The 13,387-nt window shown below is 65.8% G+C and carries 15 protein-coding genes; 5 read left to right on the plus strand and 10 right to left on the minus strand.

The window, feature by feature from the left end; genetic code table 11:
* The first annotated feature begins 72 nt into the window (after positions 1-72).
* Entirely contained in the window at positions 73-486 is a 414-nt protein-coding gene (locus tag ACHQ4I_RS19575; RefSeq protein ID WP_420773229.1) for a DUF5997 family protein, read from the plus strand.
* 138 nt (positions 487-624) lie between these two features.
* Here the strand turns inward: ACHQ4I_RS19575 and ACHQ4I_RS19580 are convergent, their stop codons facing one another.
* From ACHQ4I_RS19580 to ACHQ4I_RS19600, 5 genes are all read right to left on the minus strand, one after another.
* Positions 625-891 carry a hypothetical protein gene (locus tag ACHQ4I_RS19580; RefSeq protein WP_420773230.1) on the minus strand — a complete coding sequence of 89 codons (267 nt, stop codon included), beginning with the start codon at positions 889-891 and terminating at the stop codon, positions 625-627.
* Positions 881-1,435 (minus strand): RNA polymerase sigma factor, encoded by a 555-nt coding sequence (locus ACHQ4I_RS19585; RefSeq protein ID WP_420773231.1) that lies wholly within the window; start codon positions 1,433-1,435, stop codon positions 881-883. The genes ACHQ4I_RS19580 and ACHQ4I_RS19585 overlap by 11 nt, the downstream gene beginning before the upstream one ends.
* Positions 1,436-1,604: 169 nt before the next feature.
* Entirely contained in the window at positions 1,605-2,258 is a 654-nt protein-coding gene (locus ACHQ4I_RS19590) for a UdgX family uracil-DNA binding protein (protein ID WP_420773232.1), read from the minus strand.
* Positions 2,258-4,381: a catalase gene (locus ACHQ4I_RS19595; protein ID WP_420773233.1), complete on the minus strand. Its 2,124-nt coding sequence runs from the start codon at positions 4,379-4,381 to the stop codon at positions 2,258-2,260. Before ACHQ4I_RS19595 ends, ACHQ4I_RS19590 begins: the two co-directional genes overlap by 1 nt.
* 5 nt (positions 4,382-4,386) lie before the next feature.
* Entirely contained in the window at positions 4,387-4,953 is a 567-nt protein-coding gene (locus ACHQ4I_RS19600; RefSeq protein WP_420773234.1) for a hemerythrin domain-containing protein, read from the minus strand.
* A 261-nt stretch (positions 4,954-5,214) separates the two neighbouring features.
* Here ACHQ4I_RS19600 and ACHQ4I_RS19605 point away from each other — a divergent pair, with 261 nt between their 5' ends.
* Positions 5,215-5,535: a hypothetical protein gene (locus ACHQ4I_RS19605; RefSeq protein WP_420773235.1), complete on the plus strand. Its 321-nt coding sequence runs from the start codon at positions 5,215-5,217 to the stop codon at positions 5,533-5,535.
* 151 nt (positions 5,536-5,686) lie between these two features.
* Entirely contained in the window at positions 5,687-5,842 is a 156-nt protein-coding gene (locus ACHQ4I_RS19610) for a hypothetical protein (RefSeq protein WP_420773236.1), read from the plus strand.
* 333 nt (positions 5,843-6,175) lie between these two features.
* On the opposite strand, the gene ACHQ4I_RS19615 is transcribed toward ACHQ4I_RS19610, so the two are convergent.
* Both ACHQ4I_RS19615 and rlmN read right to left on the minus strand, forming a co-directional pair.
* Positions 6,176-7,804, minus strand: a complete 1,629-nt coding sequence (locus tag ACHQ4I_RS19615) for a protein kinase domain-containing protein (RefSeq protein WP_476445397.1) — start codon at positions 7,802-7,804, stop codon at positions 6,176-6,178.
* Positions 7,805-8,046: 242 nt separating this feature from the next.
* Complete coding sequence (gene rlmN / locus ACHQ4I_RS19620; protein ID WP_420773237.1) at positions 8,047-9,156, minus strand: dual-specificity RNA methyltransferase RlmN; 1,110 nt, start codon at positions 9,154-9,156, stop codon at positions 8,047-8,049.
* Between the two features lie 191 nt (positions 9,157-9,347).
* Between rlmN and ACHQ4I_RS19625 the strand changes: the two genes are divergently transcribed.
* Positions 9,348-9,758 (plus strand): LapA family protein, encoded by a 411-nt coding sequence (locus ACHQ4I_RS19625; RefSeq protein WP_420773238.1) that lies wholly within the window; start codon positions 9,348-9,350, stop codon positions 9,756-9,758.
* A 106-nt stretch (positions 9,759-9,864) separates the two neighbouring features.
* On the opposite strand, the gene ACHQ4I_RS19630 is transcribed toward ACHQ4I_RS19625, so the two are convergent.
* Positions 9,865-10,800, minus strand: coding sequence for an AraC family transcriptional regulator (locus tag ACHQ4I_RS19630; RefSeq protein ID WP_420773239.1), 936 nt, complete (start codon positions 10,798-10,800; stop codon positions 9,865-9,867).
* A 172-nt stretch (positions 10,801-10,972) separates the two neighbouring features.
* Between ACHQ4I_RS19630 and ACHQ4I_RS19635 the strand changes: the two genes are divergently transcribed.
* Positions 10,973-11,665: an alpha/beta hydrolase gene (locus ACHQ4I_RS19635; protein ID WP_420773240.1), complete on the plus strand. Its 693-nt coding sequence runs from the start codon at positions 10,973-10,975 to the stop codon at positions 11,663-11,665.
* 84 nt (positions 11,666-11,749) lie between these two features.
* Here the strand turns inward: ACHQ4I_RS19635 and ACHQ4I_RS19640 are convergent, their stop codons facing one another.
* Together ACHQ4I_RS19640 and frr are read right to left on the minus strand one after the other, a co-directional pair.
* A complete protein-coding gene (locus ACHQ4I_RS19640; RefSeq protein WP_420773373.1) occupies positions 11,750-12,745 on the minus strand; it encodes a phosphatidate cytidylyltransferase in 996 nt (331 codons plus the stop codon).
* Positions 12,746-12,810: 65 nt separating this feature from the next.
* Positions 12,811-13,368, minus strand: a complete 558-nt coding sequence (gene frr, locus ACHQ4I_RS19645) for a ribosome recycling factor (protein ID WP_040693344.1) — start codon at positions 13,366-13,368, stop codon at positions 12,811-12,813.
* Positions 13,369-13,387 lie beyond the last annotated feature (19 nt).

Raw genomic sequence — 13,387 nt, forward strand, 5'->3', positions numbered from 1 at the left:
TATTGCTCGCGGTACTCGGGACTTGCGTGGCGGGTGGTCGGGACCCGCCGGCGGGCCGGATACGCTATACCGGTGAGCCCGGATAAGAAACCGCAGACCATGAAGCCGCTGACCGCGGCCAACAAGCTCGGCATCTACCTTCCGGCGACGCCCGAGGAATTCCGAAACTCCCCGATCTCACGCGCCGAACTCGAAGAACTGCGCACCAATCCCCCGGCCTGGCTGACCGAACTCCGCAAGAGCGGGCCGTTCCCGCGCGATATCGTCGCCCGCAAGCTCGGAGTTTCCAATTCCGGCCTGGCTCGCGCCGAAGTCTCCGATGCGATGAACGCCGAGGAGATCGCCGCCCTGCTCGCCGATCCGCCCGAGTGGCTGATCCAGGAACGCGAGAACTACGCGGCGGTCGTCAAGGAGAACGAGCGCATCAAGACCCAGCAGGCCGAACGTCGCGCCGCCTCCAATCGCCCCGCCAAGAACCGCACCTAGCCACCCTTACCGGGAATCGATGGTCGCCCACGATCCCCAGCGTTCGCCGCATCGGTGAACGCTGGGGATGTGGACCTAGCAGAACCGTTGTACGCCAGGCATTCCCGTCGAGCGAATACCGGCTGTGACTGCAATCACTTATCTCGCACCGGGTTCCGTGGTGACCAGTCGGCACGTCCCATCTGTGCAGGATCGCTGCAACCGGCCCCGCGAGAGGGTCTGGATCAGCCCGATCGCCCAGCAGGTCGGGCATCCGCGCAGCGCGACGAGACCGACCGGCAGGAGCAGCAGGCTGGCCGGGCCGAACACAGGTATCAGCGCGAGAGAACCGAGCAGTGCGCCGAATCCGATTGCGCCACGGGCCAAATGGCGCGGCACCGACGCGCTGGCGAAGTCATCGCTCATCGTCGGCCACCAGGATGGGATCGCGCAGACTCTGCTGCACCGCGGCCCGAGCGCGATGCAGTCGCGACTTCATCGCCGCGGTGCTCAGTCCGAGCAGATCCGCGACCATCCGACCGCTGTAGCCCTGCACGTCGCGCATGATCAGCACTCGCCGCTGATCCGCGGGCAACGTCGCGATAGCCGATGCCACCCGCTCGGCCTCCCAGCGATTGATCGCCTCCTCTTCCGCCGATGCGATGGCCGAATCCGGAATCGGTTCGGCCCGCCGCACCCGCAACCGCAGCTGCCGCAGACATTCGTTCCGCACGATCCGGAACATCCACGACGCCAATGCCCCTGATGCCCGCAACGTCCCGATCTTGCGATACAGGATGATCAGCGCCTCCTGCGCCGCATCCTCGGCATCCTCCGGTGACGCGCACAGCGAATAGGCGAACCGCCGCACATGCGGATGCGATCCGGACACGAGCGTGGTGATGGACTCGAAATCCCCTTCCCGCGCCGCGGCGACCAGATTTTCGTCGGGCCAGCACACCTCAGCCACGGGACCGGCTCCACCGACGCAGCACAGTGATGCTGCACGCACAAATAAGCAGCAGGCCAACAACAATTGCGGCAATGACCACGATAACCTCCCGATCTCGTGCCGACGGTGTTGCCGACACAAGTATGAGAGGTGCGGACCGGATGAAAGGATTCACCGCGGACGGAATTCACATCGCGTCGTGCACGGCCCGCAGATCGTCGACGAAATCCGCATAGGCGGACTCGAAGTCGGGCGCGCGCAGCACCGACGACGGGTGCATTGTCGCGATGGCCCGATACGCCGGCAGCGTCACCAGCTCCCCGCGCCGCTCGCTGACCTTGAAGTCCGTGCCGAGGATCGCCTTCGCGGCGATCGCACCCAGGCATACGACCAAATTCGGCCCGACCACCTCGAGTTCGGCGGCCAGCCATGCGGAGCAGGCCACGATTTCGGTGCGTCCCGGCTGCTTGTGAATGCGCCGCTTGCCACGCTCGACGAACTTGAAATGTTTGACGGCATTGGTCAGATAGACCGAGTCCCTGTCGATGCCGACCTCCGCGAACGCCCGGTCCAGGAGGTTACCGGCAGGACCGACGAACGGCTGTCCCTGCTGGTCCTCTTGATCGCCGGGCTGTTCGCCGACCATGACGACCGCCGCGTTCGACGGGCCCGCACCGAATACCGTCTGGGTGGCCTGCCGATAGAGTCCGCAGCCGCGGCACTTGCGGGCCGCCGCGCGAAGATGCGGCAGATCCAGCACCGCGGGAACGTATTCGGCCGCACCCGCGCCTTTCGCACCGCCGCCTGCGAGGCGGTGCGGTTGGTCGTCGAAGGTGGTCATCACGCCGGTACCGCGGCGGTAGCGCGTCGCCAGATCCGGTGCCGCGCGACCGCATCGGCGAATGCCTGGATAAATCCGTCCGCCACATCCACGCCGGCAGCGACCGTGAAAACACCGTTCTCCGCGTCGTTATCGGCACCAACCGGTGTATCGGGCAGGACCCCGGCGATCCGCAGCACCGTGACACCGTCACCGAAGCCACCGATCGGCTTGGCGTGTTTGAACGCCTCCAGTACGAAATGCACCGCCGATCCCGAACCCGCGAGAGTATCGGCGGCCCGCCGCCCACCGGCGACGAGCACCGCGTCGTAGAGCACCGAGGCGACGGTGGCCAAAGACCGGTCCACCGTTAGGGTTTCGCCGTTCGCACCATCCGCGCGCACCGTACCGGCATGCGGCGCGAGCACCTCGGGTACCGCGCCGTGGGTAGTCAACCAGGACCGGGCCCGGCGCACACCGAGCGCGTCGACACCGTCGGCGACCAAAATGGCGATTTTGCGGGTCGCGATGGTATCGATGACCGTATTCAGTTGGGACAGTGCGGGAGACACGATCGCATCCTGGGCGCCCGACGCGGACTCCGGGGTGGGCATACCCAATTCGCCCGCGACCCGGACGGCCAGATCCGGATCGATCAGCACCAGATGCTCGAGCACCTGGGTCCGGATGGCCGCACGCTCCACCTTGCCCAGTTCGAATGCGAAGGCGGCGACGATGTGATCGGCCTCCGGCTGCGACATACTCCGCCAGAACATCCGCGGCTGCCGGTAATACTCCCGAAAACTGTTGGCACGCTGGCGAATCACCGATCCTTCGAGGGGTTCGGCAAAATGCTGGAACGTCTCGGTGTCGGCCAGAGCCGGACAACCGCCGCCGATGGTGTTCTTCGTATACGCGGCCGGGCCCTGCGGGATCGCATGCTGTCCGTACCCGTCCTGCTGATGGTTGCGCACCTCGGCGACCGGTCGGTTGATCGGCAGCTGCGCGAAATTCGGCCCGCCCAAACGGATCAGCTGGGTATCCAGGTAGGAGAAGTTGCGCAACTGCAGCAGCGGGTCATCGCTGAAATCGATGCCGGGCACCAGATTCGCGGTATGGAATGCCACCTGCTCGGTTTCGGCGAAGAAGTTGTCCGGGTTGCGATCCAGCACCATGGTGCCCACCGGTTGCACCGGGACCTGTTCTTCCGGAATGAGTTTCGTGGGATCCAGCAGGTCGAAGTCGAAACTGAATTCGCGTTCGTCGGAGATCAGCTGCACGCCGAGTTCCCACTCCGGATACTGCCCAGCCGCGATGCAATCCCACAGATCGCGGCGGTTGAAATCCGGATCACGTCCGGCGATCTGCTGACATTCGTCCCACAGCAGCGAATGCACGCCCAACTTCGGCTGCCAATGGAACTTCACGAAAGTGCCTCGGCCCTCCTGGTTGACGAGCCGGAAGGTGTGCACGCCGAAGCCTTGCATCATGCGGTAGCTGCGCGGCAGCGCCCGGTCCGACATCAGCCACATGATCGCGTGCAATGTCTCGGGCTGCTGGCCCACGAAATCCCACAGCGTGTCGTGGGCGGAGGCGGCTTGTGGAATCTCGTTGTGCGGCTCGGGTTTCACCGCGTGTACGAAGTCGGGGAATTTGATTCCGTCCTGGATGAAGAACACCGGGAAGTTGTTGCCCACCAGATCGTAGTTGCCCTGGGCGGTATAGAACTTCGTGGCGAATCCGCGTACATCACGCACGGTGTCCGCGGATCCGCGCGAACCCGCGACGGTCGAAAATCGCACGAACACCGGCGTTTCCACGGTCGAGTCGATGAGGAACCGAGCGGTGGTGAACTCGCGGAGCCAGTCGTTATAGGGCCGGAAGTGCCCATAGGCACCCGCACCTCTGGCATGCACCACTCTTTCCGGGATCCGTTCGTGATCGAAGTGGGTGATCTTCTCCCTGGCGTGGAAATCCGCCAGCAGTGTCGGCCCGCGCTCGCCCACCTTCAGGGCATCGTCGGTGCTGTCCACCCGAACACCCTGCTGAGTGGTCAGATAACCCTGCTCGCGGTCCACCCGATGCCGGTCCAGCTGCCGCTGCTTCGCGTTCGACTGGCCGTCGGCATTCGTCGCATCGCTCATATCGCTCACTCCTCGGTCTTGCGGCGCCAATCGCGCACCGCGTCGCGGACCCGGTCGAAGAGCGCGAGTGGCGGCCCGGCGGCGATATTCGCGATGGCCGACGCACCGGCCTGCGGATGCGGCCGAGTCGGGGCGACCGCCTCGGCGAGGTGCACCACATCGGCGAGCAGTGCGCGGTCGTTGGCGGAGGTCTGCTGGCGCAGCTGGTCGAATTCCTCCTTCTCCTCCAACTCCGCATGCTCGATCACCGATGCGGCGAAGGTCCGGAACTTCGCATCGAAGTCCTCGTGCCGCACGCCCAATTCGTACAGCTCGGCAAGTACCCGCTTAGCGTCTTCCTCCTCGTGCAACCTGCTGTCGACGACGTTGTCGCTCACCGACGCGCGCCGCGACGCCGGATGCACCACCTCTTCCTCAGCGCTCTCGTGCACGGCCAGCATGCGAACCAGGTCTTCGAACGGCTCACGCTTGGCCTCGCCCTGTGCGCGCTCGACCTTCTCGATCAGTCCCTTGATCAGTTCGTGCTGCGCGAGCAGCAGCGTCACGACGTCTTCCTTCTGACGGGTGGTCATTGCGAACCTCCTGCATCGGGGGGACAGGAGCCAACGCGACTCCTCTCGACCGCCATACCCGCGGGCCGAGTACTCACACCACACCGGTTCGCAGCCCTCGGCCAGTCGGTCGAGACCGCCTTCGCCACCGGCATTCGCAAACAGATTCCAGGCTCGCATTACCCGTGAGGACCGCCGATACACCCGATCCGGCGCTGATTGCCCCGGAATATGCCGGGTATCCGCTCGAACGACAAGTCCCGTCCGAACGGAGAGGACGCCATGTTCCATGGACCCGAAAGCGGGCCGCGCAACCGGCCGCAGCGCCCCGACTTCCCGGACCGCGCGCGCACGACCAGAAGTCACGCCGGCGAATTGATCGAAGACACTCGCAACTGGCCCGGCGTGCTCCTGATATTCGTCGGCATCGTGGGCGCCGCACTGACATTGACGGCCGCGGGCTACGGATTCGCGGGCTGGGCCGTGGTGGCCGGTATCGCCACCGCACTATGCCTGATCTGCGGCGGCGGACTCATCGTCGCCGAACACCGCCGGGTAAAGGCCAGCGAAGGCCGCGAACTGGTCGATCCGGACGGCCACTGACACGCTGTCCGGCGGCTGGACTGTTCCCCAAGGAGCGAAACCGCCACATCTCCGTGCGTTAGCACTGAAATTGCAACGATTAGCTCAGGGTACGTCACATGTTTCGCGGGTTATCTAGACTCTCGTTGTTATCGCACCGTTAACTGTCTCTATGCAACGGTCGACCCTCGCGATCACCCTGCGCATTCTGGATGCTCTCGGCTTGACGCTCGTAAGCATGCCGCATGCGGATGCCAGAACCCAGTCCGGCAGCACCGCCGAGCTGCGCGCCGCACCGCACGAGGCCCAGACCAGCGACCGTCTGTGATGCTTCTCCACCATCAGCAATCGCCCGCTCGCAGGTCAACCGACCCCGAAACCTATTGCGAGACAAACGCTGATCACGCCGACTAGCCCCTCCTGGGACAGTGCTGTCCAGCGAGTCCGCACGCGCCGACCGCTAGGAGCATCCGCCGTCGCCAGGGGCACGCGGGCGCCGGGGGCGGCGGCCAGGCGCCCTGCGCGCGGCCGCCACGAGATCGCTGCCCTCGTCGCGACGCTCCAGTGTGAACACCAGACAGGATCAGCGCCTGCGCTGCCGGGTCGAAGGGAATGTCGTTGGCGAGGGTAGCCCTCGCGGATCACCACAATCCCCCGCAGGTCAATTCAGCGGAGCGGTCTTCAGCCACGCGGCTATCTTGTCCATCCCCCGGTTCAACTGATAGCCCGAGCGCAGCACGAAGCGAGCGCGCTGCGAATCGCTGAAGCTGCTGACGATCTCGTCGACATCGGTGTTGTACTCGTCCTTGGTGAGGAACTTGTAGTCGGTGCGGGTGCCGGTCTGGTCGGTCCCGACCGGGTGCGCCGACCGTTGCAAAGTCCGAATCACCGCCTGCGCATCTGCGGCATTCGGGTATGCGTAGATCCGGAAGGCGAACTCGCCCTTGTCGAGCAGACATTCCCACCGCGCCCGCCAATGGTCGAAGGCCTTGGCATCACCCTTTCGGGCGTAGAAGTCATACCATTGCGGTGTGGGTTTGCACGACGTGTCGTCGTATCCGTTGCCGCCGTCCGCGCTGCTGGGGAGCATCCGCGGAAACGCCTCGATCATCGCGTGAATATCCTTGTCGCCCTTGGACCTACCGAGTATCTGGGCCACCCAGGTGGAATCATCGCGCCACACAAAGATGCCGGCGCCGAGCACCAAGGTGACCACCACACCGAGACAGATGGCGAGGACACGTCCAGTGCGCGACCGTCGCGGTGGGATCGGGTGACGACGATAGGGACCGCCGACCATCCCAGGCGCAGGACGGTGTGGCTGCGGCACTGCGTACTGCGGGACAGCTTGCGGCACCGCGTACTGCGGCTGCCCCTGCGGTGGCATGGCCTGCTGCGGTGCGGGCCGTGGGGCGACATAGGTCGGAGTGGCCACTGTCGCGAATTGCCCTGATCCGCTCAGCGCCTGCCCAGCAGCCGCGGCGAACTCCGCGCACGAGTCGAACCGGTCCTCCCGCCGCTTCGCCAACGCCCGAACCACAACCGCATCGAGCCCGGGCGGCAGACCCGGGCGGACCTGGCTCACTATCGGCGGCAGTTGCTGCAGATGCCCCTGGATCACCGCCGCCGCCATCGGCGACTCGAACGGCGCGACCCCGGTCAGCAAGGAATACAGACTGCAGGCGAGCGAATACTGATCAGAACGGTGATCCAGAGGCGCACCGGTGAGCTGTTCCGGCGCGGCGAATGCCAAAGTGGCGGTGAAGGATCCAGTTTGGGTCAGGTGCCTGGAATCGTCCCGGGGCCGGGCGATACCGAAATCGGTGAGCAGCACGCGCTCCTGCCCCGTGGCCCGCGCCAGGAGAATGTTCGCCGGCTTCACATCGCGATGCAGCACCCCCTTACCGTGCGCGAAATCCAACGCCTTGGCCGTCTCCGCGATGATCTGCACCGCACGCTCCGGCGGCAATGTCGCCGCGGGCACCGATGACGCGTCGACCCCGTCGACATACTGCATGGATATCCACAGCTGTCCGTTCTCGATACCGCGATCGAAAACGGTGACGATGTTCGGATGATCCAGCTGGGCGACCAGATCGGCCTCCCGCTCGAACCTGGCCCGAATCTCATTGTCCGAGAACAACTCCCGATTGAGCAGCTTCAATGCGAGCAGTCGGGGCAGGCGCGGATGCCGCGCCAGGTACACCGCGCCCATACCACCCTGCCCGAGCAGCCGTTCGATGGCGTATCCAGCGAAAACCTCACCGCTTTGCAGCACAACCCACCCCACTACCTCGCTCCCTGTCCGCCGACCAGCGGTTGTGGGGACGAGGGTATCGCGCAGGTGGTCGATACACCGCGGAAGGTAGTCAGGCCCAATACATCTCGGCACCCGCACCGGAAGACAGTGGCACCTGAGCGAATGATCGTAGTCGCTGCAGACCGTGCGCCGCCGCTTAGCAGGCGGTGCGGGAAGTGACCGTGAGGGCGCAGACCTGCGCGAATCGGCCACACCCAACGAGCCGGAGTTCCCTAGCCTTCCGCAGCCAACTGTCCACAGGCCGCAGCGATCTCCTGACCACGGGTATCGCGCACCGTACAGGCCACACCCTGCGCGTTGACGCGCCGAACGAATTCGGCCTCAACAGGTTTCGGGCTGGCGTCCCACTTACTGCCCGGGGTCGGGTTCAGCGGGATCACGTTCACGTGTACGCGCGAGCCGAGAGCCTTGTGCAGTTTCTGCCCGAGCATGTCCGCACGCCACGGCTGATCGTTGATATCGCGGATCAAGGCGTACTCGATCGAGACCCGTCGGCCGGTCTTATCGGCGTAGTAGCGGGCCGCGTCGAGCACCTCGGCAACCGGCCAGCGGTTGTTCACCGGGACGAGGGTGTCGCGTAATTCGTCGTCCGGGGTATGGAGCGACACCGCTAGGGTGACCGAGAGGTCTTCATCGGCGAGTTTGCGGATGGCGGGGGCCAGACCGACCGTCGAGACAACCACATTGCGCTGAGAAATGCCGAAGCCATCGGGTGCGGGCGAGGTGATGCGGCGCACCGCGGCGACTACGCGCTTGTAGTTGGCGAGTGGCTCGCCCATGCCCATGAAGACAATGTTGGACAGGCGGCCCGGACCGCCCGCGACCTCGCCGTCGCGCATGGCGGCGGCCGCCGCGCGGACCTGGTCGACGATCTCGGCGGTGGAAAGGTTGCGGTTGAGACCGCCCTGGCCGGTGGCGCAGAACGGACAGGCCATGCCGCAGCCCGCCTGGCTGGAGATGCAGAGGGTGGCGCGGTCCGGATAGCGCATCAGCACGCTCTCCAGCAGGGTGCCATCCCCCGCGCGCCACAAGGTCTTTCGCGTCTCACCGCCATCACAGGCGACATGCCTGACCACCGACATCAGCGGCGGGAACAGCGCCGCGCCGATCTGGTCGCGCACCGTGGCGGGCAGATCGGTCATCTGCTCCGGGTCGGCCTGCAGACGTCCGTAGTACTGGCGCGCGATCTGGTCGGCGCGGAACTTCGGCAGACCGAGCTCCTCGACCGCGGCCTTGCGCCCGTCGGCATCGAGGTCGGCGAGGTGCCGCGGTGGCATACCACGGCGCGGAGCATCGAAGACGAGGGGCAGGGAGACGGTCATAGTCTCTCCAGTGTCCCATCCCGGGCGTCGGCTTCCGACCGAAGGTGACCATCACGATGCCCGACGCGACGAAGGTCACTTCGATCGGGCCGATACCGGCACGGTGAGCAGCCTCGAATCGGTGTCACGCTATGCCGATCCCCGGCTTCGAAATGCGTGCACCGTCCATAGCGATCGGCAATGATCGGACCATGACCAGCCACGCCGAGTCGCCTGAGCCGGAATCGAAGCTCACCGGAGATGCCACACCTCCGTCGACGCCGACCGGCCGCAAGACCGAGCCGACCGGCCCCAAGACCGAGCCGACCGGCCCCAAGACGGAGCCGACCGGCCGCAAGACGGAACCGACCGGCCGCAAGCCCCTGGCAAGGACCCGGACCGGGCGCACCTGGGTCGGGCTGATCGTCGCGGCATTGATCGGGATCGTGGTGCTGATCTTCATCCTGCAGAACCTTGAACAGCAGCGGGTCGACCTGTTCTTCTGGGACTTCTCCCTGCCGGTCGGCATCCTGGTGCTGCTCTCGGTGATCGCAGGTGCACTCGTGATGGCACTGGTCGGTGGCATGCGCATGTTCCAGCTGCGCCGGGCCGCGCGGCGCTAGGACCGCGCAGCAGCGCGAACAGCTCTGGACACACCCTCGCCGAAAGGCTTTTCAGCTGCGTGCACTCCGCATCAGCCTTGCTCCGCCGTCATCGGAAGCGCCATCATCATGCTCTGTCCCCGTCGGTCCGACCCTGCCGACGCCATCGCAGCGGCGGCGCACCGAATCGCCGCTGGAACGCCCGGCTGAACGCGGCATCCGAGCTGTACCCCGCCGCCTGCCCGATCCGCGATACCGGATCGGCGGTCGACCGCAACAGATGTGCGGCATGGTCGAGGCGGCGCTCGGCGACATAGGCCGCCGGTGCCGTACCGAGCCGCCGGGTGAAGCGCTCGGCGAATGCGGAACGGGACATCTTGGCATCGGCGGCCAGCGCCGTCACCGTCCACGCGGCGCCCGGATCGCGATGGATCGCCGCGAGCACCGGACCGAGCGCCGGGTCCATCGCGGCCGTCAGCCAGCCCGGCGAAGCCGCATTGCTCGCGAACCAGGTCCGCAGCGAGTGGATGAACAGCAGGTCGAGGATCCGCGAGATCATCACCGCCGCACCTGGATTCGCAACGGCAACCTCGGCGAGCAGCAGGCGCGTGCTCACCGCGAGCCATTCCCGATCGGCGCTTGCGGCCGAAATGTGCAGCACCGGCGGCAAAACCGACAGCAGCGGTCCCGCGATCGCGTCCTGAACCGCGAAGGTTCCGGTCACCCAACGCGGCGCATCCGGATGTGCGAGTTCGCCTTCGGTGCGGAAACAGTCGGAATCGCGCAGCGGCCGCGCTATCGCGCCCGCGCCGACGCACATCGCATGCGCGTCACCGCGGGCAAGCAGCACCAGATCGCCGGGCCCCAGCACGAGTGGCGCATCGGTGTCCGGCAATCGCAGCTGAATCGCGCCCTGCTCGACGATGTGCAGCATCCGGATACCGCCCGGAATGCGCACGTGGAAGGGCGGCGGCGGTGCGCACCGGACGACCACGTCGCCGTGCAGGCGGACGGCGTCCAGGATCTCCGACAGCGCGTCGAATTCTTCGGTACGGGTGAACAAGGCGGCAATCCTGGCGTATCGGCAAACTAACTCGGATTTTGGAGCATAGCTTTTGCTCGATCATCCGCATACCGTGAATTTCGCCGCAATCACCAGGCGCCTTTCGAGGTGACGGCGGACAGCTCCGCGGAACGTAGCGACCCAATCGATGATGTGGAAAGGAATGCCTGCGATGTCCGCACAACCGGCGATCGTCTTGGTGCATGGATTCTGGGGTGGAGCCGCCCACTGGGCGAAGGTGATCGTCGAACTGAACAAGCGCGGTTTCGATTCGTTGCACGCGGTCGAGAATCCGCTTACCTCGCTGGCCGACGACGCGGCTCGCACGCGGCAGATGGTGGAACAGATCGACGGGCCGGTACTGCTGGTCGGGCACTCCTACGGCGGTGCGGTGATCACCGTGGCGGGCGACCTGCCCAATGTGGTCGGGCTCGTGTACATCGCGGCTTTCGCACCCGATGCGGGTGAGAGCCCGGGCCAGCTCAGCCAGGAGCTGCCGCCCGCCGCGTTCGAGAACATCGCGCCCGACTCCGACGGCTATCTCTGGGTGCGGCAGGACAAGTTCCACGAGAGCTTCTGCCAGGATCTGCCCGCTGACGAGGGACTGGTCATGGCCGTCACGCAGAAGGCGCCGCTGGCCTCGACCTTCGGCGATACCGTGACCGCGCCGGCATGGAAGAACAAGCCGAGCTGGTATCAGGTCTCCACGGCCGACCGGATGATCAACCCGGATAACGAGCGCCGGATGGCGCAGCGGATCAACCCGCGCAAGCTCATCGAGCTGGACGCCGGTCATGCGTCGCTGGCGTCGCAGCCGGGTCCGGTGTGCGATCTGATCGAGGAAGCGGCTCGCGCGCTGTCCTGATCTGCGGAAGTCCACGCGGGACACCGTTTCCGAAACGATCCGGCCCCACCACAGCGAAGTGGTGGGGCCGGATCGGTTCGACACTCAGATCAGGGTGGAAAGCACCAACCAGGACACGAACGCCGAGGGCAGCATCGAATCGAGGCGATCCATAATGCCGCCGTGGCCCGGCAGCAGCGTGCCCATATCCTTGATGCCCAGTTCCCGCTTGACCTGCGATTCGATCAGATCGCCGACGGTCGCGACCAACACCAGACCGACGCCGAGCACCACGCCGATCATCGAATTGGCATCCAGCAGCAGGGTGACCGTCAGCAGACCGCCGATAACGCTGAACACCAGTGAACCGCAGAAGCCCTCCCAGGACTTCTTCGGGCTGATCGCGGGCACCATCGGATGCCGCCCGAACAGCACACCGGCGACATAACCGCCGACATCGGAGCAGACCACCAGAATCATGAAGGTCAGCACCCGCAGGTTGCCGTCGGGTTCGAGCAGCAGCAGGGTCGCGAAAGAGGCGAGCAGCGGGATCCAGGCCAGCGCGAAGACGGCGATCGCGGTGTCACGCAAAAAGTTTCGCGGCGCGGTCTGCAGTCCGTGGTCGAACAGCCGCCACACCATGCAGACCAGCGTGGTCGCCGCGAACGCGCCCGCGACGCCGCTGGCGCCCCACGGCCAGCCGAGCCAGAACACCGCCTGACCGCCGACGATGAGCGGAATCCGCGGTACCAGCACATCGGCCTCGCGCAGCCGCTTGGCGACCTCCCAGGTGGCAACGCCGACCCCGGCGCCCGCCACCCCGATGAACACCTTCGGCACGAACAGCAGAATCGCGATGAGCGACAGACCGAGGCCGAAGCCGACGGCCAGCGCGGCGGGCAGATTGCGACCGGCGCGCGAAGCCGGGGCCGGGGGTTCATCGTTCATATGCCCGGAGTTCGCGGGTTCGCCGAGCGCCGGTTCAGGATGTGCGGCGTCGGGAATCGCGGCGTCGCCCGCGCGCCCCTCCGTCGCATCAGCGGTGCTGTTGACCGGCCTCGGCTCCTCGGCCGCATCGGTCGCGGCGGCGTTCTCGGCCACGATTGTCCCGTCGCTCAACTCGTCGTTCCGTTCGTCCCCCGCCCGGGCGGGCCCTCGGATCTGGCTCAGACCTCGAGCAGTTCGGCTTCCTTGTGCTTGACCAGTTCATCGACCTGGCCGACATACTTGGCGGTGGTCTTGTCGAGCTCCTTTTCGGCGCGCCCGACCTCGTCCTCACCCGCCTCGCCATCCTTCTGGATCCGCGACAGTTCGTCCATGGCCTTGCGGCGGACATTGCGAATCGAGACCTTGGCGTCCTCGCCCTTGCCCTTGGCCTGCTTGGCCAGTTCGCGGCGTCGCTCCTCGGTGAGCTGCGGGACCGAGATCCGAATGATGTCACCGTTGTTGGTGGGGTTGACACCGAGATCGGAATTGCGGATCGCGGTCTCGATCGCGCCGAGCGTCGACTGCTCGTACGGCTTGATCACCACCATCCGCGGCTCGGGCACGGTAATGCTCGACACCTGGGTAATCGGGGTCGGCGAACCGTAGTAGTCGATGACGATCCGTTGGAACATGCCCGGATTCGCGCGACCGGTACGGATGGACCCGAGGTCGTCCTTCGCCACCGAGACGGCCTTCTCCATCTTCTCCTCGGCGTCGAAGAGCGCTTCTTCAATCACGACCGTTTCCTCCACAGCG

Origin of the sequence: Nocardia nepalensis (assembly GCF_048910785.1) — a bacterium.
Classification (GTDB): Bacteria; Actinomycetota; Actinomycetes; order Mycobacteriales; family Mycobacteriaceae; genus Nocardia; species Nocardia nepalensis.